Below are 25765 nucleotides of genomic sequence, written 5' to 3'. Positions count from 1 at the left end.
GGGTAAGATACATGGTTGAACGTTTGTCATGGAAAAAGCTCGTTGGAGAATTGGCTTTTTTCTACGTACCTTGGGTTATCGTTGGGTATTTATTTGATGCGTTATGGCCATTGTTGTTTCTTGCCTCGTTTATATTATTGATTTGGCATTTGCATAACCAAATTAAAATGTCTCGCTGGTTACATGAAGGGCGTAAAGCGACGCCACCCTCTGCTTCTGGTAGCTGGGAACCGATTTTTGATGAAACTTACCGTCTGCAAAAAAGGCATAAAAAGCGTCGTAAAGAACTATCCACGTTAATTCGTCGTTTTAGACAAGGGGCTGAAGCTCTGCCTGATGCTGTGGTGGTTTTTCGTCATGAAGGCAACATTGTTTGGTGTAATACCTTGGCCCAATCATTACTTGGCTTTCGCTGGCCTAGTGATTCAGGACAACCTATTACTAATTTGATCCGAACGCCTGATTTTGTGCAATATTTAATGACTCAACACTTTGATATTCCATTAGATATGCCATCACCGATTAACACAGATAAGACACTTGAGATACGTATTGTGCCGTATAGTGATGGTGAATATTTGATGGTGGTACGTGACGTTACGCAAATTAAACAACTAGAAGGTATGCGTCGTAATTTCTTTGCTAATGTTTCTCATGAATTACGAACGCCAATGACGGTACTTCGTGGTTATTTAGAAATGTCAGAAGATCCTGAGATGCTTGTTGGACCAATGTGGAATAGAGCACATGGTGTGATGACTGAGCAGTTATCTCGAATGGAAGGCTTAGTTGAGCAATTACTTACATTATCAAAAATAGAAGCCGCAGCAACATCAATGCTAGAAGATCGTGTTGATGTACCATCCATGTTAGATATTTTAGAAAAAGAAGCGATCGCATTAAGTGGAAATAGAAACCACAAAGTAACCTTTAATATAGATCATGATCTTAAAGTGTTAGGCGATGAAGACCAATTACGTAGTGCAATTTCAAATCTAGTCTATAACGCAGTTAAGCATACTACGGATGGCGCAGAGATTATTGTTGAATGGAAAAAGGCACGATCTGGGGCTGTATTAACAGTAACAGATAGTGGACAAGGAATTGAACCTCAACATATTCCTCGTTTAACAGAGCGTTTTTATCGGGTAGATAAGGCGCGTTCAAGAGATACTGGCGGCAGTGGTTTAGGACTCGCGATAGTAAAGCATGCACTTAGTCACCACGATTCACAATTAGAAATACAAAGCCAATTGGGTAAAGGAAGTACTTTCTCATTTGTTCTGCCAAAAAAACTAATATTAAAATAAGGACATCATGAAGGTTATGTATAGCAAGCAGCAAAGATGGATCCGGGGTTTAATCTCTGTGGGATTGCTTTGGCTGGGGTTTATACAAAATGCCTTTTCTTATGATGGAAAGTTAGAACCTTATGAGCGCGTTGCTGGGATCTCGGGTAATTTATCGTCGATTGGCTCTGATACGTTAGCGAACATGATGACCTTATGGGCTGAAGATTTTCAACGTATTTATCCAAATGTAAATATTCAAATCCAAGCATCAGGCTCTTCTACTGCACCTCCTGCACTAATAGAAAGCACTGCTCAATTTGGCCCAATGAGCCGACGGATGCGGCAAAGTGAAAAAGCCGCTTTTGAACGACAATTTGGTTATCCACCAACTGAACTCCGAGTCGCTATTGATGCTCTCGGAATTTTTGTTCATCAGGATAACCCAATTAAAGGGCTTAACTTTACTCAGATTGATTCTATCTTTTCCGCTACGTTGCGTTGTGGTGCATTAAAGCCGGTAAACAATTGGCAAGATTTAGGAATAAATAGCCGTTGGGCAACGCATCGCATTCAACTGTTTGGCCGTAATTCAGTCTCTGGTACATATGGCTACTTTAAACAGCATGCATTATGTGATGGTGACTTTAAAGTTAATGTCAATGAACAGCCGGGCTCAGCCTCTGTAGTTCAAGGTGTTTCAGCATCATTAAATGGCATTGGTTATTCTGGTGTTGGTTATCAAATGTCTGGAGTGAAATTATTGCCAATCAGTGTAGAAGGGACAGATTATATTGAGCCCTCGACAAGTAATATAACGTCAGGGAAATACCCATTAGCACGATTCTTATATATCTACCTTAACAAGCCCCCGACGGCTAAACTGAAACCGCTTGAAGCTGAATTTATTCGTTATATGCTTTCATCGAATGGTCAAAAGAGAGTAGAACAAGATGGTTATATTGCCCTGTCTGAACGATTTGTTTTACAAGAATTATCTAAATTAGAGTTATATTAAACTCTTGTTTACGCAGTAAAATACAAAGAAAACCAATTACTATTAATTTAAGAGCAGAGGTTACCCCATCATGGCATACGCCAAACCTAATCAGAGACTTCGAGACAGACAACGCTATGTTGTAGATCTGATTATGCGTATTTGGGTGAAATCCAGCGGCGTAGGGATCATTGCGGCTCTTATGCTTATCTGCTTCTATTTATTAGCGGTCATTGCTCCTATTTTCACCTCAGTAACGGTTGAGCCTTTATCTCAATATCTTACATCATATAAGAATGTCACATTGGCAATAGGATCTGATGAACAAGGAAAGATGGCTTATCGTATTGATGATAAAGGTCAGGTTCAGTTCATTGATTTACAAAGCAAGAAACAAGTCAGTGAAACTCAAATAATAGATAACCCAACTGCATTTGCTGCAACCATTGAAAGCCAAGATTGGTTTGCTTTTGGTGATTCAAAAGGGCAAGTTCAATTTGCTCAAATAGGCTTTCAAACCAACTATTCACAAGGAAAGCGTCAACTTATCCCTTATGTTGAAAGCTTTACGCCATTTCCTCTTATTCAAATTGATGAAAAACAACAAGCCTTAACTCAAGTTGCTCTAAGTCTTACTCCTGTCGAAGGGGTTGTTTTAACGCAAACACAAGATGAGAGAATACTCGGTGTTGAACTTGATAGTGTAATTAACCAAATGACTGGTGAATCAGTTTGGAAAGCGATCCCGATTGAATTTGAAACGGTTTCGTTAGATAAGACAAAAAAATTGTTATCGATGGTTATTACGCCAAATAATGATTTTCTGTATTTCTTGTATCAACATGAACTGCAAGTTTGGACATTAAAAGATCATAAAGCCAACTTACGAGAACGCATTGAATTAAAAGAATCAGCTCAAAAATTGACGTTATTATCTGGTGCACATTCGGTATTAGTACAGAGTGAGAATGGCAGTTTATCGCAGTGGTTTGATACGATTAAAAATGAGAAACGTAGTTTAACTTTAATCCGTACATTTAATGTTGATGGCCAGATTAAACAAGTGGCACCAGAGGTGTATCGTAAAGGCGTGGCGATTGTTGATGCTAAAGGTGACTTATCTTTAGTTCACACAACAACAGAGAAAGCGCTTTATAGTCAGCATCTGTTTGATGAAGAGGTATTGGCAGTAACTCAACCACCAAATGCTGAAAAGCTTATCGTGCTAACGAAAAAAGGTTGGCAATGTTTTGAGGTCACCAATCCTCACCCTGAAGTGAGTGTGCAGTCTGTCTTTGGTAAAATATGGTATGAAGGGTATCCTGATCCTGCATATATTTGGCAATCAACTGCAGCCAATGATGACTTTGAATCCAAATTTAGCCTAATACCCTTGGCGTTTGGTACCTTAAAGGCAGCTTTTTATGCGCTTATATTTGCGGGGCCAATTGCAATCGGCAGTGCGATTTATACCGCTTACTTTATGTCTTCCAATGTTCGTCGATATGTAAAACCAACCATTGAAATAATGGAGGCGTTACCCACGGTGATTATTGGTTTGTTAGCGGGTATTTGGTTAGCTCCTATTGTTGAAAATAATTTAGTCGCCGTATTTAGCCTATTTGTACTCTTTCCACTAAGTATGATTATTATTGCGTTTATCTGGCACATATTACCTGCACATATCATGCGAAAATTACCGCGCGGGCAACACGCAATATTACTGATCCCTGCTTTGATTGGGATTGGCTACCTTACTTTTCAATACGGGTACATTATTGAAAGTTGGTTGTTTCATGGCGATTTACGCAGCTATCTTGGTGACAAAGGCGTTGGTTACGATCAACGTAATGCTTTAGTGGTGGGTATTGCCATGGGCGCGGCGATTATTCCGACAATTTACACCATCGCTGAAGACGCCATTTTTTCAGTGCCAAAGCATTTATCTGAAGGCTCATTAGCATTAGGAGCAACGCAATGGCAAACCTTAACCAAAGTTGTGTTGCTGACGGCAAGCCCTGGTATTTTTTCAGCGGTAATGATGGGCTTAGGTCGTGCGGTTGGTGAAACCATGATTGTATTGATGGCAACCGGAAATACCCCAATTATGGATGGCAATATTTTAGAGGGAATGAGAACCCTTGCGGCAAATATTGCCATTGAAATGCCAGAATCAGAAATGGGCAGCTCTCACTTTAGGATGCTTTTCCTAGCGGCATTCTTACTGTTCGTATTTACTTTTTTTGTGAACTCATTGGCCGAGTGGATACGGCAAGGGTTACGTGAAAAGTATCGTAGTTTGTAGGTTTGATCTTAATGAAGGTAGATAAATGAAACATTGGATTAAATCAGGTTCACCTTGGATATGGCTCACAGCTGGTTCTGTGAGTATTAGCATGATTGCGGTTCTTGGTATTCTATTATTGATTGGCTGGAAAGGATTATCTTATTTTTGGCCAACGGCGTTACAAGAGTGGCACACGACAGACGGAAAAGTGATTATTGGACAGTTGTATGATGTTGAAAAGTTGCATGATACTAATACTGAAAAATTAGAACGGTTAGTGATTAAGGTTGGGAATCGAGACATTAATGGTTTTGATTTTATTAATATAGATAAAAACAAAATTAAATCAGTAAGCAAGCCCAAAGCTCTTGTGGTGGTGGATAGACTTCAACATGGTAAATATTTTGGAACGATTATTGAAACCTCTAATGGTCTTGAACTTAATCGACAGCAAGTTGAATCATGGGTTCGAAGTGAAAAAGCTAAGATTGATTTATTAGAGCAAGAACAATATAAACTGTATCGTCAGCTTGATGCATTACTAAACTCAGAACTGACTGATGGTGAGTTTAAAAAACAAGAAGAAAGCCTTAATGAACAAGTTAAGGAGATTTCGAGCCAGTTGAACTATAGCTATTTAATTTTAAAAGATAGTCAGGGTGAGATTTATAAATTAAGCAGTGATAATGTCGTTGATATATGGTTTCCCAATGCGATGTCATTACAAGAGAAAACACAACATTGGTTTGAAGAATTGTATGGCTTTATTTCTGATAACCCACGAGAAGCAAACTCTGAAGGCGGTGTTTTTCCAGCTATTTTCGGAACGATTTTATTAGTACTTTTGATGTCTGTTATTGTGATGCCATTAGGTGTCATTGCTGCGATTTATCTACATGAATATGCAAAGCCTAATATGTTAACAAGGTTAGTTCGAATTGCGGTGATAAATCTCGCGGGTGTACCATCCATTGTCTATGGTGTTTTTGGTTTAGGCTTCTTTGTTTATGTGGTGGGCGGAACGCTTGATCAACTTTTTTATTCAAATGAATTACCAACACCAACGTTTGGAACACCAGGGTTGTTATGGTCAGCGTTAACTCTCGCTATTTTAACTCTTCCTGTTGTGATTGTTGCAACCGAAGAGGGGTTAAGTCGTATTCCTAATTCAGTACGTCATGGCTCGTTAGCATTAGGTGCAACTCAGTTTGAAACCTTATGGAAGATTGTTTTGCCTATGGCAAGCCCTGCGATTATGACGGGGTTAATTTTAGCGGTGGCAAGAGCCGCAGGTGAGGTTGCTCCTCTCATGTTAGTTGGGGTGGTAAAATTAGCGCCTTCTTTACCGGTGGATGCTGTTGCTCCTTATTTGCATTTAGATAGAAAATTTATGCACCTTGGTTATCATATTTATGATGTTGGATTTCAAAGCCCTAATGTTGAAGCTGCCAGACCTATTGTGTATGCAACGGCCTTTTTATTAGTAACCGTTATCATTGGATTAAATTTAACGGCCATCGCAATTCGTAATAATTTACGAGAGAAATATCGAACATTGGAGTTATAACTATATGTATTCATTATCACCGGATCTCTCTTTTCTATCGCCAATAGACGTAAATAATTTATCGGATGAAAATACCGCAATAGAGATTAATAATCTTTGTTTAAAATACGATAAAACATTCGCATTATCCAATATAGAGATGCGTATCCCTAAAGGACAAGTAACGGCGTTTATTGGACCATCTGGTTGTGGTAAATCTACGTTGCTACGTTGTATTAATCGTATGAATGATCTTGTTGATAATTGCAAAATCCAAGGATCTATTAAATTATTTGGTGATGATATTTATCAGCCAAATACGGACATACCTTCACTACGTCGTCGTGTGGGAATGGTGTTTCAACGGCCAAATCCGTTTCCTAAGTCAATATATGAGAATGTTGTTTACGGTTTACGTTTACAGGGCGTAAAAGAAGCGCGAGTATTAGATGAAGCAGTAGAAGAAGCCTTAAAAGCAGCAGCGCTATGGGACGAAGTGAAACATAGATTGCATGAAAATGCTTTTGGATTATCTGGTGGTCAGCAACAGCGTTTAGTTATCGCTAGAGCAATTGCTATTGAGCCAGAAGTATTATTACTAGATGAACCAACGTCAGCCTTGGATCCTATTTCTACTCTGACGATTGAAGAGCTTATCTATGAGCTAAAAAGTAAATATACCGTTGTTATTGTGACGCATAATATGCAACAAGCTGCACGAGTGAGCGATCACACCGCTTTTATCAACCAAGGTAAATTGGTTGAATACGGTAATGCAAATACGATTTTTACATCACCAATACATAAGCAAACTGAAGATTACATTACAGGCCGCTATGGATAATTCCTATAATAGGCCAACGATAAAATAAGGACATACCATGCAACTTGGTCGACATATTTCAGGCCAATTTAACACCGAACTTGAAGCTATTCGCACTCATGTATTAACCATGGGGGGGATGGTTGAGCAGCAGCTTACCTATGCATTAGAAGCATTACATAATCACGATGCCGATTTGGCAAAACGTGTTATGCATGAAGACCATAAAGTGAACGCCATGGAAGTGGCAATAGATGAAGCGTGCACCCGTATCATTGCAAAGCGTCAGCCTACCGCTAGTGACTTACGCCTAGTCATGGCGATCATTAAAACGATTACTGATTTAGAACGTATTGGTGATGTCGCTTCTCAAATAGCGAAAGTATCGCTAGAAAACTTTTCGAATAAACATCATTCTTTATTAGTTTCTCTTGAATCTCTTGGACGTCAATCAGTAAAAATGATGCATTCAGTACTAGATGCGTATGCACGTATGGATGTAAAAGCGGCCACCGAAGCTTATAAGTTTGACGATAAAATAGATGCAGAATATGACGCGGTTATTCGTCAATTAATGAACTACATGATGGAAGACCCTAGCTCAATCCCAAGTGTTATGAAGGTAATGTGGGCGGCTCGTGCTATTGAGCGAGTCGGCGATCGTTGCCAGAATATTTGTGAATATATTATCTATTTTGTCAAAGGAAAGGATGTACGTCATATCGGCGATCAAAATATTGATGATGTGATTAAATAAGTTGAGTGATACTTCACTCGAAATAAGCCTTTGACTTAAAAATAATAATCAAACAAATAAAATTTGAGCTATGCTGTATTTATCGCAACTAACGAGTATATTATGAGCTATTGCATTCATAATGCGATTGATAATACAAAAATAGATTCATTTAATAATCATAAATTATAGTAATAAAGGAATATATTATGAAGAAGATTTTAGTTGGTACTTGCGCGGCGTTATCTATGGTTTCATCATTCGCTATGGCGGATAGTACACCAGTGATGTTTTCATCTCTGAATGGTTTTAATGCACCAGCGGCAAGTGAAGTAAAAGGCGTTCGTTTAGCAGCTCTTCATGGTAAAACTGGCGATGTAACTGGTGTCGATTTTGCGCTTGGTATGTCTGAGAGTGATAACCTAACAGGTGTTAACTTCCCACTGTTTATCGGTGCGAACAAAGTTAATGGCAACATGACAGGTGCATCTTTTGGTCTGTTTAACTGGCATATGGGTGATGATTTAGGTGCGAACCTAGGTTTTGTAAACATCACTAATAATGTTAAAGGTGCTAACGTATCTGCAGTGAACTACTCTGAAGGTTACACCATGGTTGATGTAGGTGTTGCTAACCTTTCAAATGATTCACACGTTCAAGTTGGTTTCTTCAACATGACATCTGAAATCAAAGGTGTTCAAGTTGGTCTGATCAACTGTGCGGAAAATGGTTTCCTACCTTGTTTCCCAATCGTAAACTTTGCGATGTAATTTGATTCAATTCAATATTAAATAAAAATGGCGCTGTTTAAATAAACAGCGCCATTTTTGTATCTGATCACTTACTGTGATTGGTTCACTTAAAAAGTGAACGTCATACCGATATTAAAGTTAGTTGATAGCTCATAAGGAATATAAGTATCGCTCATTGGGAAGTAGTTTAAATCAACACCGGCTCTTAGTCCTAAATGGTTCGTTGCTTGGAAAACATAAGATGCGCCAATGCTTGAACCTAATGCACTTTCTTTTGTAGTTTCACCACTTTTAGTTTTCTTACCATCATAATCTGCAAGACCGACCTCAAGCTGCATGCCATGCATTTTTGATGCGCCAAACATCTGTTGAATACCAAAGCGGTATGAATCGATAGTTTCGTCATACATAGAACTGCTATAAACAGTACGTCCATAACTGATAAATGCCGCATCAAAGCCTAAAGCATCGGTAACACCAGCTTGAATACCAAAGCCGCCGTAAGGACCGATTTTAATTTCAGGAGAAAGGTGGAAGTCATTAGCAAAAGTGTTTGCGCTAAATAGGGTTGCAATAGCAAGAACTAGGTGTGATTTTTTCATAATGGATACTCTCTCATAATAGTTTTAAAAAGCATCCGTGCTTTGTTTTATCTTTAATTGTTTTGATGGAGCTATAGTAAGAAATCCTTGCATACATCACTAATCACTAGTGTTTATCTTAATCATAACTAAAGCTTATTAATGGGTATGGATTTGAATTGTAAGGAATACACAAAAAAGCCTCTGCATGGGAGAACAGAGGCGATACTACCGGTATGGTGAGTTGTCAAAGACAGAAATAGAGTTGCAGTAGAATTCTATTATTTATTTAGCATAAGCATTAAATAAAAGTGCCCTACCAATCCTTAGCGGGGCGAGAGTTATTTATTTGAAGCTGTATTGAACACCAACACCACCAGCGACATCGGATGATGAGTAACTACCTGATGATTCGTAGTGGAAGGTACCAGAAACACTTAATTGTTCATTAATACCGTAAGCCCCACCTAGAGCTAATGCTTCTTTTGAGCCGGAAAAACCAACACCGGCACCAATAGCAAATTCACCACTTGTTACAAATGGACGAGCATTGGCTACAGCATGCAAACCTGCTCTAACCCCATCAATCTTTTCGTCTTGCTCATTGAAGCGACGATTATTCTCTTCAGCCATGGCTTTGAATTCATTTTCTAATGAAGTAATGCGTTGACCATCAGTGACGTGTGGGATCCCCCATTCAGGAGAGTCATCCATTGGCGGTTGCACTGGAACTTGAGGTTGAGGACGTTCTGGTGAATTGTCATCAACTGGCGGTTGCGTTGGTTTCTGAGGTTGTGGTCTTTCTGGAGTATTATCCATTGGTGGTTGCTCAGGAACCGCTTGTCCAAAATCAGGGTCTACAGGTTCTGGACGATCGACAGGTTTATCTGGACCAATTCCCCAGTGAGGTGTATCACCATAGTCAGGAGTTGGACGGTTTGGTGTATTGTCATCAAGTGGTGGTTGAGTTGGAACTGAAATACCAAAATCTGGGTCTGTCGGTTGTGGTCGATCTACAGGAGCATCTGGCAGCGGACGTTCAACTGGTGTTGAAGGAACTTGCCATTCAGGCTCTGTTACCATTGGTGGTTGAGTAGGGCCTAATCCCCAATTGGGAGTGTTTCCAAAATCAGGGCTTGGTCGGTCTGATACAGATGGAATAGAGTTGTCAATTCCTGGAAGCTCTGCTGGGTTCTGAATGGTTTCAGCCATAACAGAAGAAGAAAAGATGGCAGTTAGGGATAGTGCTAAGATAGATTTTTTCATTTTATAACTCTCAATATTAATCATAAGTTAGATCAGTAATGAGCATCCTTGCTTACCGATAAATCTGTTTCCGTTTGATGGAATGAATAATATTGAGTTTGGTGGTTACTTTCTAATCACCTATAATTATTTTGATTATAAGTAAGTCTTATCACACCTGTTTTATTTTGCGTTATTGATAAGTTAAGTGTCGCTTTTTAGCAGGAGTTCTTTAATCAATTTATTGAGCCAAACGTAGAGAGGATTCTTTTTATGTCTTTGATGATAAAAGCTATAGATAGGGTAATTTAAAACAATATCACCAAGAATTAGGTCTATACGTCTAAGTGATGAATATTGATGAGTAGGAAAAAGAGAGGTGGATGGGAAGTACATATCCGTATGTTGGACAACATCAATTAATGCCATTGGTAATTCAGAACGAAAACCCACTTTATAATCTATATTAAGTTCATCTAAAACATCAGCAGCAAGGCTTTTATTACTGTTCCAACCAGGAATAATTAAAGAAGCGATTTCATAACCTTCAAAATCATAAGGGGTAGCGAGTGTTTTGGTTATTGGGTGATCTTGACGCACAATAACGCAACCCTTGATTTCCAATAATTTGTGCGAAATAAGCTCTTTTTGAACGGCATTAAATTCGTAATTGACGGCGATATCTATTTTACCTTTGATAAGATCATCAAAAGTCGATTCAGACCAATTAACTAGCTGCAAGTTAACATTAGGGGCTTCTTCACGAATTTGGTGAAATAGAGAGCCTGACAGGCAACTCAATACTTGAGGTGCTAAGGCTATTGTCAGTGTTTTTTCTAATTTATATGGTTCAAAATTTTGAGATGAATTTAAGATAGAAGATAAACCATCAAGGTAGGGTTGAATGTTTTCGGCTAGCTCTTCAGAAAAAGGAGTTGGTTTCAGGCCATGACGGACTTTAATGAATAACTCATCATCAAAATGGTTACGAAGTTTTTGTAACGCTTGGCTGATTGCTGGCTGAGAAACAAATAATCGCTCAGAGGCTTTACGCATATTTAACTCTTGAGAAAGAATTAAAAAAGTTCTCAATAAGTTTAAATCTAATGTGGCGAATAGATCTTTTGCCATGGTAAATTATTTCCTTATAAAATCTGAATTATTTAATAACTCTTCACGCTTCCTTCACGAACTACCCTCTATAGTACCTACATAACGAATTAAGACCAAGCTTAACCCCATGACTATAGGATTGAATTTATAATGAAAAAGTATTTATTTTTGCTAATGGCTGCAACTTCTACAGCAACGGTTGCTGCTCCATACGTTGGCTTAGAATATGGTGTCACAAACATGAGTCATGATTATTCATCTACTTTTTCACAAGATAACGTCACATTAACACCTGATGATTCAAGCTCTGCGTTTGGTGGTTTTGTCGGCTATCGTTTTAATGAGTTTGGCTTAGAGTTGGGCTATAAGACATTTGAGAGTGATGATTCCCGTAGTCAAATGTTAAAATCAGATAAAGTTGGTTATACAAAAGAACGTGAGTGGGATGCTGATTTAGATGCAACTCAAGTTACTTTAAAACCAGTATATTTCTATAACATCAATGAAAAGCTACAGTTAAAAACGGGTTTCGGTTTAACTTATACTCAATATAAATTTGATTCATCAGCAAATACTGAATATGAAAATGATTTTACTGATCACGAATATACACAAGATTATGTTGCGGGAAGCTCAAAATCAGAAAGTGTCTTCGGTGGTATTGCAAGCGTAGGTATTGAATACATGGTGATCCCAAACCTAGCGCTAGGGGCTTCAGCAAGTTATCAAGCAGATAGCGTAGCTAATTCAACATCGTTCATGTTGAGTTCAGCTTACTACTTCTAATATAGCGTTATCAGTATTTAATTATAAATTTAGGGCACAATAAAATGAAAAAAATTATCTTAGCAAGCGCATTAGTATTCGCATCTTCAACAGCTTTCGCTGCTCAAAATACTCAAGTGGTAAAAGGTGGCTTTACTGGCCCTAGTTCAGTGTCAGTGAGTACAGTTAGAGCTGCTTTAGATTCAGATGATGATGCAGCAGTTACATTGACAGGTTACATCACGTCTTCATTAGGTAATGAAGAGTACCAATTTAAAGATGAAACAGGTGAAGTGAGAATAGAGATCGATCATAAAGATTGGAATGGTATTGAAGCAACACCTGAAACTAAAATTGTAATTCATGGTGAAGTTGATAAAGAATGGACTGAAACAATGATTGACGTTAATTCTATTCAATTAGCAAAATAATAACCATTTCAATAATAAATCGTTATTTATAGTGAAAATGCCAGAGTGATGAGCTCTGGCATTTTTGTCATGACAGTAAAGCGTATTAACTAATTTGTTGTCTTACTGCGTCTATTTTTTTAGGGTCAGTCACTGGGACAATAAAATCATCTAAATCTCCAGTGCCCATTTTAACGCCATCTAATACTAACTTCATTTTACTTGGACGAGTTGATTTTCCGGATAAGTGGATCTCAGTTATACCCGTCTTTTCAATGATCTCTTTCGCATTTTCAGCGGTGACACCAGCACCTGCTAATATTTCAAATCGCCCATTTGCTAGTTTTACCATGTCAGATAGAACATCAATACCATCATAAGCATTCGCTGCCAGACCAGAGGTAAGTATGCGCTCACAACCGAGCTCTGCAATGTTTTCAATGGCTTTTTTATAATTAGAACATTGGTCAACAGCGCGGTGAAAAGTTACACCTAAATCATTGTCATTAGCGATTTTCATTAATCGTGCAGACAGCGGCATATCAATATCGCCATTAGCTTTTAATACGCCAAAAACTACCCCTTGTAAGCCGGCTAATTTTGCTGCATGAATATCCTCAATCATGGCCGAGATATCGTCGTTGTCATACAGAAAATCTCCTTGGCGAGGACGGATCATTGCATAAACAGGAATAGAAGAGATAGTCGCTGCTTTTTTCATGAAACCAAAGCTTGGTGTTAATCCCCCCAACGCCAGTGAAGAGCAGAGTTCAATGCGATCTGCGCCACCATTAATAGCATTATGCAGAGATTCTAAGTTATCGATACAGACTTCAATTTTAATAGACATGATATGTAGATAGAAATAATGGAGAATTAGTCAGTATAAAGAATATTTATCTTTAGATGTGTGAAGAAGGCGTCAGAATTACGCTCTATGAAGAAAGAAAAAAGCCCTGAAGAAAACTTCAGGGCTTTTAGTATTAGGCAAACTTTCTGATTTTAGGCTACTGCGTTTATACGCTTTTAATATTCTAGCCACATGCACCGTTGAGCTTAGGTGCAGTCGAGTATTTGATGTAAATACCCTAGGTCAGCAATTACTTGCTTAGGTCGTCAGCGTGTTCAGATAGGAATGCTGCAACGCCTTTTGGAGATGCGTCCATACCTGCTTTGCCTTCTTCCCATTGTGCTGGACAAACTTCACCATTCTTCTCGTGGAAGTTTAGTGCGTCAACCATACGTAGCATTTCGTCGATGTTACGACCTAGTGGAAGATCGTTAACTACTTGGTGACGAACAAGGCCGTCAGCATCGATTAGGAAAGAACCACGGAAAGCAACGCCAGCTTCTGGGTGCTCAACATCGTATGCTTTACAGATTTCGTGCTTAACGTCAGCAACTAGTGGGTACTTAACTTGGCCAATACCGCCATCTTCGATAGCAGTGTTACGCCATGCGTTGTGAGAGAATTGTGAATCGATAGAGATACCGATTACTTCTGCGCCTTTAGCTTGGAAATCAGCTAGACGGTTGTCAAAAGCGATTAGCTCTGAAGGACAAACAAAAGTGAAGTCTAGTGGGTAGAAAAATACTACCGCTTTCTTACCTTTAGTGAATTCTTTGAAGTTGAAGTTATCAACGATTTCGCCATTACCTAGAACAGCTGCAGCAGTAAAGTCTGGTGCTTGACGACCTACTAGTACCATTTTTGAATCTCCTAAAAATTAGATTTCCCAAACTTCGTGTTTGGCTTTGTTTTTGAAAACAATAAATTGTTTCAACAGGACAAACTATAGTACAAAAGGTATGATAGAAAAAAGCGAATTAAATAGATTAATGTAATCGAGAAAAGCGATGAACAAGTGGCCATCATTAAAACAGTTACACTACTTTATTACCCTACATGAAACCCGTCACTTTGGTGATGCAGCAGAAAAATGTTTTGTTAGCCAGTCAACCTTAAGTAAAGGGATACAAAATCTTGAAGAGTTAATTGGTTGTCCTTTATACGAGCGTGATAAAAAAACATTAGTTTTTACTCCAATAGGAGAGAAAGTAGTTGCTCAAGGACGCGAGTTGCTAGCCAAAGGTCAAGATTTAATCGAACTCGGCTCTTTATGCCAAGGCGATGCTATGCAAGGGCAGCTTCGAGTTGGCTGTATTCCTACTATTGCGCCTTTTTTATTGTGTGATTTAGTACAAGAGGTCAATAAAAACTACCCACAACTGACCTTGTTACTAAGAGAAGATACAACGACCAATTTATTAGCCGCTTTACGTCAGGGACAGTTAGATGTTCTTATTCTTGCCTTGCCTGTTGATATTGGAGGTATGGACAGTCTGGTTGTTGGTAATGATCCGTTTAAGATGGTGATCAGTAAAGATCAGGCGGGTTCTATCTCTACACCTATTCGTTATGATGACCTACCGGATGAATATGTTTTTTTACTAGAGAAGGAGCATTGTTTGACTGATCATGCGGTATCAGCGTGTAAATTAACTAAAAAAGAAAAAATAAATCCGTTTACTGCAACTAGTTTGCACACTTTAGTACAAATGGTGGCTAATGGGCTAGGGACGACATTTATTCCTCAAATGGCTATTAAGCACGGTTTGTTGGATAACCAAAATCTTGTTGTCGTTGAGCCACCGGGTCAAGAAGCGTCACGAGAAATTGGGCTAGTTTGGCGTCCAAGTTCATCTCGTTTACAAGCTTTTCACCAGCTGGCAGACGTTGTTAAACAGATTTTATAATTTTATTTTCATATTTAAGGCGCTTATTTATTGTTTAAATAAGCGCTTTTCTACTTTTGAATAATAGAGCAATTAGTGACCGCATTCTCACTTCTTTATATTTATCATCAAACAGATCTGACCAGTTTATTTCTTTTCTTCTTGTTGTATACCGCCACTTTCTTTTTATTCCTCTCTAAACAAGCTTACTTATCACCCCTTTTTTATTCTATCCCGCTGTTTTCTTTGTGAAATTAAAACTGTGAATTTTACATGTTCAATTTTACAAGTTTAATTTGTGTAATTTTATAACGTAATTTTCAGATCATAGTGACCTTCCCGTGTTAAATAAATGTAAAAATTAATCTTTGACAATTATCTTTATAGAGCATTTACTCATAACTCAACTTTCTGTTTTATGTCGACATCTCATTGAAAATTCAAGGTGATATTAGCCTTTGGTAGGGGTTGTAATTCATTCGCTCTTTCGAGAATGTAATAGACGTAAACAGAAAGAACGATGAATAGGATGAAACATGAATACTAAATCGTAGTGTTTTAGTTACAAATGTAATTTTGCCGGAGGCGCAAACCATGACAGATACAATGACGACGAAAGAACAAGAGATATCCATTATTGGACCTAGTCTTCCTCAAGTAGACGAAGTATTAAGTGCTGGAGCCGTTCGCTTTCTTACTCATCTTGTCGATAAATTTGCGCATCGAGTGCCTGAGCTTTTAGAAACTCGTCAAGCTAGACAGCGAAAAATAGACGCAGGAGAGCTACCTGACTTTTTGACAGAGACGCGATCTATTCGAGAGTCTGAGTGGAGTATTCAAGGTATTCCAAGTGATCTTCAAGATAGACGCGTTGAGATCACTGGGCCTACGGACAGAAAAATGGTGATTAATGCATTAAATGCCAATGTGAAAGTATTCATGGCAGATTTTGAAGATTCACTAGCACCATCATGGGAAGCGGTATTAAACGGACAGATTAACCTTAGAGATGCAATGAATGGCACGATCCAATACACCAACCCTCAAACTCAAAAGGTATATCAACTAAAACAAGATCCAGCGGTATTGATTTGTCGAGTTCGAGGTTTGCATCTTCCAGAAAAGCACGTGCTTTTTAATGGTGTTGCTATTCCCGGAGCTTTGTTTGATTTCGCGCTTTATTTCTATCACAACTACCAGACGTCATTAAAAAAAGGCAGTGGTCCGTATTTCTATCTTCCTAAACTACAAGCCTACCAAGAAGCGGCGTGGTGGAGTGATGTATTTACTTTTGCGGAACGTGAGTTTGGTTTAAAACAAGGCACTATTAAAGCAACAGTATTAATAGAGACGCTGCCTGCTGTATTTGAAATGGATGAAATTTTATACAGCTTAAAAGAACATATTGTTGGATTGAATTGTGGCCGATGGGATTACATTTTTAGCTACATTAAAACCTTAAAAAATCACCCAGATCGCGTGCTACCTGATCGCCAAGTAGTGACAATGGAAAAACCGTTTTTAAATGCCTATTCACGATTACTGATCAGAACGTGTCACCGAAGAGGAGCGTTTGCGATGGGAGGAATGGCCGCCTTTATCCCATCGAAAGATCCGGTAAAAAATGATTGGGTGTTGAATAAAATTCAAACTGATAAATCACTGGAAGCCAATAATGGACATGATGGCACTTGGGTTGCTCATCCAGGATTAGCTGACACCGCGAGAGCAGAGTTCGACAAGGTATTAGGCGATCGAACCAATCAGCTAGATATCAGTCGAGAAAATGACAACCCCATTACCGCCGAAGAATTATTAGCACCTTGTGAAGGTGAAAGAACAGAAGAGGGAATGCGTCATAACATTCGTGTCGCGGTTCAATACATTGAAGCGTGGATCACTGGCAATGGATGTGTCCCTATTTATGGGTTAATGGAAGATGCTGCAACGGCTGAAATATCACGAACGTCTATTTGGCAATGGATACAACATGGGAAATCACTTGATAACGGAGAAACCGTAACGGCTGATTTGTTTAGAACCATGTTATTGGAAGAAATAAAAGTAATAGAGGATGAATTGGGAACTGAGCGTTTTGATTCAGGACAATTTACCCAAGCTGCAAAACTGATGGAGCAACTAACCACCAGTGATCAACTAACGGACTTTTTAACACTACCTGGCTATGAATATTTATAAGAGAGGGAACTATTATGACTACATTTAAACCGCAAACTCGCCAACAACAAATTGATGCACTAGAAAAAGATTGGGCAGAAAACCCACGTTGGGATGGCGTAACTCGTCCTTACACAGCTGAAGAGGTGATCAACCTTCGAGGTTCATTTGCACCAGAAAATACGATTGCTCAAAAAGGGGCAGATAGATTATGGGAACTAGTGAATGGCACATCTAAAAAAGGCTATGTGAACTGTCTTGGTGCGCTAACGGGTGGGCAAGCAGTCCAACAAGCAAAAGCCGGAATTGAAGCTATTTATCTTTCTGGTTGGCAGGTTGCCGCAGATAACAATACCGCATCGACCATGTATCCTGATCAATCTCTTTATCCTGTAGATTCAGTACCTTCGGTAGTTAAACGTATTAATAATGCTTTTCGCCGAGCAGATCAGATTCAATGGTCAAATGGTACAACGCCAGAAGAGGGCATTGATTACTTCCTACCGATTGTTGCCGATGCAGAAGCCGGTTTTGGTGGCGTGTTAAATGGTTATGAGTTGATGCGTAATATGATTGAATCAGGTGCGGCAGGGGTTCACTTTGAAGATCAGCTAGCGTCAGTGAAAAAATGTGGTCACATGGGGGGGAAAGTATTAGTTCCAACTCAAGAAGCGGTTCAAAAACTGGTAGCAGCACGACTTGCTGCCGATGTAGCAGGCACAACAACATTGGTTATTGCAAGAACCGATGCTAATGCCGCAGATCTGCTGACCTCTGATTGTGATCCGTATGATCAAGAATTTATTGAAGGCGAGCGCTCTGCTGAAGGTTTCTACAAAGTAACCGCAGGTATTGACCAAGCTATCTCTCGTGGTCTGGCGTATTCACCTTATGCTGATTTGGTATGGTGTGAAACCGCAACGCCATGTTTAGAAGAAGCTCGTAAGTTTGCAGAGGCTATTCATGCAGAATACCCGGATCAGCTATTAGCCTATAACTGTTCACCATCGTTTAACTGGGAAAAAAACCTAGATTCAGAAACCATTGCTAAGTTCCAACAAGAGCTGGCAGACATGGGGTATAAATACCAGTTCATTACGCTTGCGGGTATTCATAACATGTGGTTTAACATGTTTGAACTAGCGCACTCTTATGCACAAGGTGAGGGAATGCGTCATTATGTTGAAATGGTTCAACGTAAAGAGTTTGAAGCGGCATCGAAGGGCTATACTTTTGTGGCGCACCAACAAGAAGTAGGTACGGGGTATTTTGATATTATGACCAATACCATTCAAGGTGGAAATTCATCAGTGACCGCACTAACAGGCTCAACAGAAGAAGAGCAATTTAAAACCAACGCTTAATTAATACTAACCCCATATCCACATAATAAAAAAGAGTCGTATTATCACGTTTTAGGGAGAATGGAGTCTCCCTTTCTTTTTGTCTGTTAATTATTGCTATTCATCGATCTCCATCGGATCGACTTCCTCTTGCAACTCTAATAGATTAATCGCAATGGTAACAAAATCTGAGTCTGTAATTATTCCTACCAACTTCCCATGATCAACAACTGGCAAGCAACCTACTTTGTGTTTTTGCATGAATACTGCCGCTGATTTTAATCCTCCGTGTGGAGAAATACTCATGATATTTTCATGCATGATTGCATTGAGTGGAATATCGAGAGTGGAGATATCTTCGAAGGTGGGCTTTTCTAAACATGATGTCTGAGCTGCTAATAAATCTCGTTGAGTGACTAATCCAATCAATGAGTGATCTGTATCTACAATAGGTACGTGCCTAATACCGTGCTCGTCCATTAATGCTTTGGCATCTTCTAAAGAATTAGAACGAAGCAGAGTATGAGGATGAGTTGTCATCAAGTCGCTAATGGTGAACATAATTGCTCCTGCTGATTTATGTATCCTTTAGTAAATATAGAGGCAGATGAAAGAAAAAAGTGCGAGCTGGCTAGATTTTTTGAAGAGACAAAAATATTGATGGGACTTTCTCTGTTTAAAGTCAATTTCAATCTGCAAAGTGTATATTTATTGAAAATTTGAGAGGTATATTGCTTCATCCCTTGCTATTGCTCTTCGCGTGAATATACTACTCTGTCTGCCATTTTTGATGAAGAAGTAAACCATGCAAGTATCCGATTTCCATTTTGAATTACCCGATGAACTTATTGCGCGTTACCCTCAACCTGAGCGTACGGCAAGTCGCCTATTACAAATGAATGGTAATAGTGGTGAATTACATGATGGTCAGTTTACTGATGTACTGGATTTAGTACAGAGTGGTGATCTTGTTGTATTCAACAATACGCGTGTTATTCCTGCTCGTATGTTTGGTGTTAAAGCCTCTGGCGGTAAACTAGAAGTGTTGGTTGAGCGTGTTCTAGATGAGCATTCAGTGTTAGCCCACGTACGTTGCTCTAAATCACCAAAGCCAGGTAATCAACTGTGGTTAGGCGAGAATCAAGAGTATGAAGCAGAAATGGTTGCCCGCCATGATACTTTATTTGAAATTCGTTTTACTTCTGAAAAGAAAGTATTAGATATTTTAGATGAAATTGGTCACATGCCATTACCGCCTTATATCGACCGTCCAGATGAAGATGCAGATAAAGAGCGTTACCAAACGGTTTATAACGAAAAACCGGGAGCTGTTGCAGCCCCAACCGCTGGTTTACACTTTGATACAGAGATTCTAGAAAAAATGAACGCAAAAGGCGTAGAATTTGCCTACGTTACGCTTCATGTTGGCGCGGGTACATTCCAACCTGTTCGTGTTGATAATATTTTAGAACATCACATGCATTCTGAATATGCGGAAGTTTCTCAAGAAGTAGTTGATGCCATTAAAGCAACCAAAGCTCGTGGTGGTCGTGTTATTTCTGTTGGTACGACTTCGGTTCGCTCACTTGAAAGTGCGGCGCAACATGCGTTAAAACAAGGTACAGAGTTAGCGCCATTTTTTGATGACACTGAAATTTTTATCTACCCAGGTTACGAATTCCAAGTTGTGGATGCATTGGTAACAAACTTCCATCTACCTGAGTCTACTTTGATTATGCTTGTAAGTGCTTTTGCGGGTTATGAAAATACCATGAAGGCGTATGATCAAGCGGTAAATAATCAATACCGTTTCTTTAGTTACGGTGATGCGATGTTCATTACGAAGAAAACGGCGTAATTAAGACACGTTAAACGCAAAGATAAATTTAGATTTCGCTCACGGAGCCAGTGAAATAGAAAACAGGACGTTTTCGACTGTGTTATCACCATTATTTATAATCGAAAGGTGGTAATACAGAGGTGCTACATTACCCTTTTAATGTGAGCAAATTAAACAAATTGTCAGATTGTTTCTCTGGCTTATTGGAGGTTTCGTGAAATACGAACTACTTAAAAAACAAGGTCGCGCACGTCGTGGTCAATTACAATTTGACCGTGGTACGGTTGAGACTCCAGCATTTATGCCAGTAGGTACTTACGGTACTGTTAAAGGCATGACACCTGAAGAAGTAAAAGGCACTGGTGCTGAGATCTTACTGGGTAACACATTCCATTTATGGTTGCGTCCTGGTCAAGAGATCATGAAACTACACGGTGATTTACATGACTTCATGAACTGGAAAGGCCCAATCTTAACCGATTCAGGCGGTTTCCAAGTATTCAGTCTTGGTAAAACACGTAAAATCACTGAAGAAGGTGTACATTTCCGTAGTCCTGTAAATGGTGATAAGATCTTTATGGATGCAGAGAAATCAATGCAAATCCAGTACGATCTTGGTTCTGACGTCGTTATGATTTTTGATGAATGTACGCCATATCCTGCAACGCATGATGAAGCGCGTATTTCAATGGAACGTTCAATCCGTTGGGCTGATCGTAGCCGTAATGAATTTGATCGCCAAGAAAACCCGAATGCACTATTTGGTATTGTTCAAGGTGGTGTATACGAAGATTTACGTGATGTGTCTGTTGAAGCGCTGACGAAAATTGGTTTTGATGGTTATGCTGTTGGTGGCCTAGCAGTAGGTGAACCAAAAGAAGACATGCATCGCATTTTAGAGCACACATGTCCACAATTGCCAGAAGATAAGCCACGATACCTAATGGGTGTCGGTAAACCTGAAGACTTGGTTGAAGGCGTTCGTCGCGGTATTGATATGTTTGACTGCGTTATGCCAACGCGAAATGCACGTAATGGTCACCTATTTGTGACTGGCGGTGTGATCAAGATCCGTAATGCGAAACATAAAACAGATACAACACCACTAGATCCTGAGTGTGATTGTTATACTTGTCAGAATTACAGCAAGTCTTACTTACATCACTTAGATCGTTGTAATGAAATTTTAGGTGCGCGTCTAAATACGATTCATAACTTACGTTATTACCAACGTATTATGGCGAGCATCCGTAAGGCACTGGAAGAAGAACGTTTTGAGCAGTTCGTAGAAGAGTTCTATGCACGCCGTGATCGTGAAGTTCCACCATTAAAAGACCTTTAAAAACAGAGTTATCACCCATATATCTAAAGGGATATGTGTATGGTCACATTTTAGAAACCGGAAATTAGAAACTAGATTAACGAGGACGTTATTAAATGAATTTTTTCTCTCAGGCTCATGCAGCTGGTGAAGCAGCGCCACAAGGCGGTGGTATGCAAATGTTTATCATGCTTGGTATGTTTGCAGTTATCTTCTACTTTATGATTTATCGCCCACAAGCGAAACGTCAAAAAGAACACAAAAACTTAATGTCTTCTATGGGCAAAGGTGATGAAGTTCTTACTGCAGGCGGTTTAGTAGGTAAAATTACTAAAGCATCTGAAGAAAATGATTACATCGTGATTGAGCTTAACGCAAATAACGAAGTAACTATTAAGAAGGATTTTGTTTCAGCGGTTCTGCCAAAAGGCACTCTGAAATCACTATAAAAACTGTACCCTCTAATTTCGGTTAGGGGGTATTTTTCATTAAGGACATCGCTGTGTTAAACCGTTCCCCTTTATGGAAGTACTTGATGGTAGTCTCAGTACTACTTATTGCCGCGTTATACGCACTTCCAAACCTCTATGGTGAAGATCCAGCCGTTCAAATCACGGGTAGCCGTGGTACTGAGGTTCAGACCTCTACGCTGGATGTTGTCGCTGAAAATTTAAAAAACAATAATATTGCCTATAAGTCTATTGCATTTGAAAACGGCAGTGTACTTGTTCGATTTAGTGATACTGATTCTCAAATCAGTGCTCGAGATATTATCAATCAATCACTAGGTAAAGATTACGTAGTGGCACTAAACCTTGCAGCATTAACTCCTGATTGGCTAACTTCTATTGGTGCAGCTCCAATGAAGCTAGGTCTTGATTTACGTGGTGGTGTTCACTTCTTAATGGAAGTGGATATGGACGCGGCAATGAGTAAGCTTATTGGTCAACAGCAAGAGTCCTTCCGCACTGATTTACGTGAAGCAAAAGTTCGTTACCGTGCTATTCGTGAGTCAGGTAAAGATGCAGTTGAAGTCGTTCTTCGTAACGAAGAGCAGTTAGCTGAAGCTAAAAAAGTATTGTCTGATATCCATCGTGATATGACATTTGTTGAATCTGAATCAAATGGCCAATACAAATTAGTTGCTAAGTACACAGAACAACGTTTACAAGAAATTCGTAACTACGCGGTTGAGCAAAACATTACAATTATTCGTAACCGTGTTAATGAACTTGGTGTTGCTGAACCTCTTGTTCAACGTCAAGGCGCTAGTCGTATTGTAGTTGAATTACCGGGTGTTCAAGATACGGCTCGTGCGAAAGAAATTTTAGGCGCGACGGCAACTCTTGAATTCCGTGAAGTGGATGATCGAGCTGATTTAGCCGCGGCTGCAAATGGTCGAGCACCAGCAGGTAGCGAAATTAAAGAAGATCGTAATGGTCGTCCAGTTGTCCTGAAGAAACGTATTATTCTTGGCGGTGCGAGCATCACAGATGCAAGCTCAAGTGCTGATGAATACGGTCGTCCACAAGTTAACATCTCACTAGACAGTGAAGGTGGTAGTAAGATGACTGCGTTCTCTCGTAAAAATATCGGCAAGCTAATGGCAACGGTATTTACAGAGTATAAAGACAGCGGTCGTCGTACACCTGAAGGTCGAGTAATTCTTTCTAAAACAGAAGAAGTAATTAACCAAGCAACGATTCAGTCTGCATTGGGTCGTAGTTTCCGTATTACGGGAATTGACTCTCAAGCAGAAGCTCATAACCTTGCTTTACTACTTCGTGCAGGTGCACTAATTGCGCCAATCTCGATTGTTGAAGAGCGTACGATTGGTCCATCTATGGGTCAACAAAATATCGATATGGGTATTCAAGCGTGTATCTGGGGTATGATTGCAGTAATGCTGTTTACTCTTGTCTACTACCGTGGCTTTGGTCTGGTTGCTAATTTAGCACTTGCTGCTAACTTAGTATTAATTATTGGTGTTATGTCGATGATTCCAGGTGCCACAATGACGTTACCGGGTATTGCTGGTATCGTATTAACCGTAGGTATGGCGGTAGATGCAAACGTACTTATCTTTGAACGTATTCGTGAAGAGTTAAAAGACGGACGTAATCCACAGCAAGCCATTCATCAAGGTTACGCGAATGCATTCAGTACGATTGCCGATGCAAACATTACAACGTTAATTACCGCGATTATTCTATTTGCTGTTGGTACTGGTGCAATCAAAGGCTTCGCGGTAACGCTGTCTATTGGTATTTTGACTTCAATGTTTACTGCGATTGTAGGTACTCGTTGTATTATTAACTTAGTTTACGGCGGCAAGCGCGTAGACAAACTGTCGATCTAAGGGAATATTTGTCATGTTTCAAATAATGAAAGCAGAGAAAACCATCGACTTCATGCGTTGGTCTAAGCCTGCCTTTTTCTTCTCTATGCTGATGATTGTAGCGTCAATTGCTACTCTATCAACAAAGTGGTTGAACTGGGGCTTAGATTTTACGGGTGGTACATTAATTGAAGTGGGTTTTGAACAACCTGCTCAATTAACAGATATTCGTGGTGCACTAGAAGCAAAAGGCTTTGGTGATGCAACAGTACAAAACTTCGGTACTGCACGTGATGTTATTGTTCGTCTTCAACCTCGTGAAGGGATTAAAGGGGAAGAATTAGGTAACCAGATTATCAGTGCAATTAAAGAAGGCACAGGTGATCAAGTTGAAATGCGTCGTATTGAGTTTGTTGGCCCTAATGTAGGGGATGAACTAACTGAAGCAGGTGGTTTAGCTATTCTTGTTTCTTTATTGTGTATCTTGGCTTACGTTTCGATACGTTTCCAATGGCGTCTTGCAGCAGGTGCAGTATTAGCACTGGCTCACGATATTATCATTACACTAGGTATTTTTTCATTCCTACAAATTGAAGTAGATTTGACGATTATCGCGGCACTATTAACGGTAGTTGGTTATTCATTGAATGATACTATTGTTGTATTTGACCGGATCCGTGAAAACTTTTTGAAGATGCGTAAGGGTGAACCTGAAGATATTATGAATGATTCAATTACTCAGACATTAAGTCGTACGCTGATCACTTCAGCTACAACCTTATTTGTTGTAATTGCATTGTTTACCCAAGGTGGAGCAATGATCCACGGTTTTGCTCTTGCATTACTACTGGGTATTACCGTTGGTACGTATTCTTCTATTTACGTAGCATCAGCATTAGCTCTTAAATTAGGCATCACTCGCGAACACCTAATGCCAACACCTGTCGATAAAGAAGGTGAAGAAGAATTTGAGCAAATGCCTTAATAGGTAATGTATATATTCTACTTATAAAAAATGGACCTTAATTGGTCCATTTTTTTATTACATAAAAAGCGGTTTTAAAGTTTATCTAGATCACGCTCGATTTCTTCAATTTTACTTGCCACTACTTTTTCTAAGTGACGAAGATCTTTAAGGATTTTCTTTTTCACGTCCGCTGGTGTTTCTTTTTCTGGACGTGTGATTTTATTAAGCTCATCAATGATTAGTGTTAGGTTACGATTAATTTCAGTGGTTTCTTTATAACGATGACTACCACTATCAACTAAGACATTTTTTACTTGGCGCGGATATTTAAATTTTACACTTTTAGCGAATAATTCGCCTTTTTGTTTGCCAAAGTAAATTTTTAATACATCTTTTTGGGCTTCTTGTCGTAGAGAGTAACGGTCTATTTTTTCAGGTTCTGTAATTCCAAGACTAACTAGGTGTGGGTACATTATTTACTCCATTATTATTATGTTG

General features: G+C 39.2%; 24 protein-coding genes. 17 read left to right on the top strand and 7 right to left on the bottom strand.

Annotated elements, in window-relative coordinates:
* Positions 1 to 11 precede the first annotated feature (11 nt).
* From phoR to ED622_RS12220, 7 genes are all read left to right on the top strand, one after another.
* A complete protein-coding gene (gene phoR / locus ED622_RS12250) occupies positions 12 to 1310 on the top strand; it encodes a phosphate regulon sensor histidine kinase PhoR (RefSeq protein ID WP_122034415.1) in 1299 nt (432 codons plus the stop codon).
* Positions 1311 to 1326: 16 nt separating this feature from the next.
* Positions 1327 to 2307, top strand: a complete 981-nt coding sequence (locus ED622_RS12245) for a PstS family phosphate ABC transporter substrate-binding protein (protein ID WP_371413441.1) — start codon at positions 1327 to 1329, stop codon at positions 2305 to 2307.
* Between the two features lie 70 nt (positions 2308 to 2377).
* Complete coding sequence (locus ED622_RS12240) at positions 2378 to 4591, top strand: ABC transporter permease subunit (RefSeq protein WP_122034411.1); 2214 nt, start codon at positions 2378 to 2380, stop codon at positions 4589 to 4591.
* A 25-nt stretch (positions 4592 to 4616) separates the two neighbouring features.
* On the top strand, positions 4617 to 6140 hold the full coding sequence (gene pstA / locus ED622_RS12235; RefSeq protein ID WP_122034409.1) for a phosphate ABC transporter permease PstA: 1524 nt from the start codon (positions 4617 to 4619) through the stop codon (positions 6138 to 6140).
* A 4-nt stretch (positions 6141 to 6144) separates the two neighbouring features.
* Positions 6145 to 6963: a phosphate ABC transporter ATP-binding protein PstB gene (pstB, locus tag ED622_RS12230; RefSeq protein ID WP_122034406.1), complete on the top strand. Its 819-nt coding sequence runs from the start codon at positions 6145 to 6147 to the stop codon at positions 6961 to 6963.
* A 37-nt stretch (positions 6964 to 7000) separates the two neighbouring features.
* Positions 7001 to 7699: a phosphate signaling complex protein PhoU gene (gene phoU, locus ED622_RS12225; RefSeq protein ID WP_122034404.1), complete on the top strand. Its 699-nt coding sequence runs from the start codon at positions 7001 to 7003 to the stop codon at positions 7697 to 7699.
* 188 nt (positions 7700 to 7887) lie between these two features.
* Positions 7888 to 8448 carry a VC2662 family protein gene (locus ED622_RS12220; RefSeq protein WP_122034402.1) on the top strand — a complete coding sequence of 187 codons (561 nt, stop codon included), beginning with the start codon at positions 7888 to 7890 and terminating at the stop codon, positions 8446 to 8448.
* 89 nt (positions 8449 to 8537) lie between these two features.
* On the opposite strand, the gene ED622_RS12215 is transcribed toward ED622_RS12220, so the two are convergent.
* From ED622_RS12215 to ED622_RS12205, 3 genes are all read right to left on the bottom strand, one after another.
* On the bottom strand, positions 8538 to 9032 hold the full coding sequence (locus ED622_RS12215; RefSeq protein ID WP_122034400.1) for a hypothetical protein: 495 nt from the start codon (positions 9030 to 9032) through the stop codon (positions 8538 to 8540).
* Between the two features lie 324 nt (positions 9033 to 9356).
* Positions 9357 to 10277, bottom strand: a complete 921-nt coding sequence (locus tag ED622_RS12210) for a YadA C-terminal domain-containing protein (protein WP_254052627.1) — start codon at positions 10275 to 10277, stop codon at positions 9357 to 9359.
* 183 nt (positions 10278 to 10460) lie between these two features.
* Positions 10461 to 11387: a LysR family transcriptional regulator gene (locus ED622_RS12205; protein WP_122034395.1), complete on the bottom strand. Its 927-nt coding sequence runs from the start codon at positions 11385 to 11387 to the stop codon at positions 10461 to 10463.
* A gap of 132 nt (positions 11388 to 11519) precedes the next feature.
* Between ED622_RS12205 and ED622_RS12200 the strand changes: the two genes are divergently transcribed.
* Together ED622_RS12200 and ED622_RS12195 are read left to right on the top strand one after the other, a co-directional pair.
* Positions 11520 to 12155, top strand: a complete 636-nt coding sequence (locus ED622_RS12200; protein WP_122034393.1) for an AcfA family outer membrane beta-barrel protein — start codon at positions 11520 to 11522, stop codon at positions 12153 to 12155.
* Between the two features lie 44 nt (positions 12156 to 12199).
* Complete coding sequence (locus tag ED622_RS12195; RefSeq protein ID WP_122034391.1) at positions 12200 to 12565, top strand: YgiW/YdeI family stress tolerance OB fold protein; 366 nt, start codon at positions 12200 to 12202, stop codon at positions 12563 to 12565.
* A gap of 85 nt (positions 12566 to 12650) precedes the next feature.
* Here the strand turns inward: ED622_RS12195 and ED622_RS12190 are convergent, their stop codons facing one another.
* Together ED622_RS12190 and ED622_RS12185 are read right to left on the bottom strand one after the other, a co-directional pair.
* The gene (locus ED622_RS12190) at positions 12651 to 13394 is read right to left on the bottom strand and encodes a copper homeostasis protein CutC (RefSeq protein ID WP_122034389.1); all 744 of its coding nucleotides are present in this window, start codon (positions 13392 to 13394) and stop codon (positions 12651 to 12653) included.
* 250 nt (positions 13395 to 13644) lie between these two features.
* Positions 13645 to 14253 (bottom strand): peroxiredoxin C, encoded by a 609-nt coding sequence (locus tag ED622_RS12185; RefSeq protein ID WP_122034387.1) that lies wholly within the window; start codon positions 14251 to 14253, stop codon positions 13645 to 13647.
* Between the two features lie 148 nt (positions 14254 to 14401).
* Here ED622_RS12185 and ED622_RS12180 point away from each other — a divergent pair, with 148 nt between their 5' ends.
* The 3 genes from ED622_RS12180 (at position 14402) to aceA (ending at position 18822) form a co-directional block, all read left to right on the top strand.
* Positions 14402 to 15301: a hydrogen peroxide-inducible genes activator gene (locus tag ED622_RS12180; RefSeq protein ID WP_122034385.1), complete on the top strand. Its 900-nt coding sequence runs from the start codon at positions 14402 to 14404 to the stop codon at positions 15299 to 15301.
* Between the two features lie 573 nt (positions 15302 to 15874).
* On the top strand, positions 15875 to 17479 hold the full coding sequence (aceB, locus tag ED622_RS12175) for a malate synthase A (protein ID WP_122034383.1): 1605 nt from the start codon (positions 15875 to 15877) through the stop codon (positions 17477 to 17479).
* Positions 17480 to 17493: 14 nt separating this feature from the next.
* On the top strand, positions 17494 to 18822 hold the full coding sequence (aceA, locus tag ED622_RS12170; RefSeq protein WP_122034381.1) for an isocitrate lyase: 1329 nt from the start codon (positions 17494 to 17496) through the stop codon (positions 18820 to 18822).
* Positions 18823 to 18918: 96 nt separating this feature from the next.
* Here aceA and ED622_RS12165 read toward each other — a convergent pair whose 3' ends face one another.
* Complete coding sequence (locus tag ED622_RS12165) at positions 18919 to 19362, bottom strand: CBS domain-containing protein (protein ID WP_122034378.1); 444 nt, start codon at positions 19360 to 19362, stop codon at positions 18919 to 18921.
* A gap of 244 nt (positions 19363 to 19606) precedes the next feature.
* Between ED622_RS12165 and queA the strand changes: the two genes are divergently transcribed.
* The 5 genes from queA to secF all read left to right on the top strand — a co-directional run bounded on the left by queA (position 19607) and on the right by secF (position 25285).
* Positions 19607 to 20659: a tRNA preQ1(34) S-adenosylmethionine ribosyltransferase-isomerase QueA gene (gene queA, locus ED622_RS12160; RefSeq protein WP_122034376.1), complete on the top strand. Its 1053-nt coding sequence runs from the start codon at positions 19607 to 19609 to the stop codon at positions 20657 to 20659.
* Between the two features lie 196 nt (positions 20660 to 20855).
* Positions 20856 to 21983, top strand: coding sequence for a tRNA guanosine(34) transglycosylase Tgt (gene tgt, locus ED622_RS12155; protein ID WP_122034374.1), 1128 nt, complete (start codon positions 20856 to 20858; stop codon positions 21981 to 21983).
* Positions 21984 to 22078: 95 nt separating this feature from the next.
* Entirely contained in the window at positions 22079 to 22411 is a 333-nt protein-coding gene (gene yajC, locus ED622_RS12150) for a preprotein translocase subunit YajC (RefSeq protein ID WP_122034371.1), read from the top strand.
* A gap of 53 nt (positions 22412 to 22464) precedes the next feature.
* On the top strand, positions 22465 to 24321 hold the full coding sequence (gene secD / locus ED622_RS12145; protein ID WP_122034369.1) for a protein translocase subunit SecD: 1857 nt from the start codon (positions 22465 to 22467) through the stop codon (positions 24319 to 24321).
* A 13-nt stretch (positions 24322 to 24334) separates the two neighbouring features.
* On the top strand, positions 24335 to 25285 hold the full coding sequence (gene secF, locus ED622_RS12140; RefSeq protein ID WP_122034367.1) for a protein translocase subunit SecF: 951 nt from the start codon (positions 24335 to 24337) through the stop codon (positions 25283 to 25285).
* A gap of 74 nt (positions 25286 to 25359) precedes the next feature.
* On the opposite strand, the gene ED622_RS12135 is transcribed toward secF, so the two are convergent.
* On the bottom strand, positions 25360 to 25740 hold the full coding sequence (locus tag ED622_RS12135) for a DUF3461 family protein (protein WP_122034365.1): 381 nt from the start codon (positions 25738 to 25740) through the stop codon (positions 25360 to 25362).
* Positions 25741 to 25765: the final 25 nt, after the last annotated feature.

The organism is Aliivibrio sp. EL58, assembly GCF_900312675.1.
Classification (GTDB): Bacteria; Pseudomonadota; Gammaproteobacteria; order Enterobacterales; family Vibrionaceae; genus Aliivibrio.
This window is presented reverse-complemented; position numbering and strand designations above follow the sequence as displayed.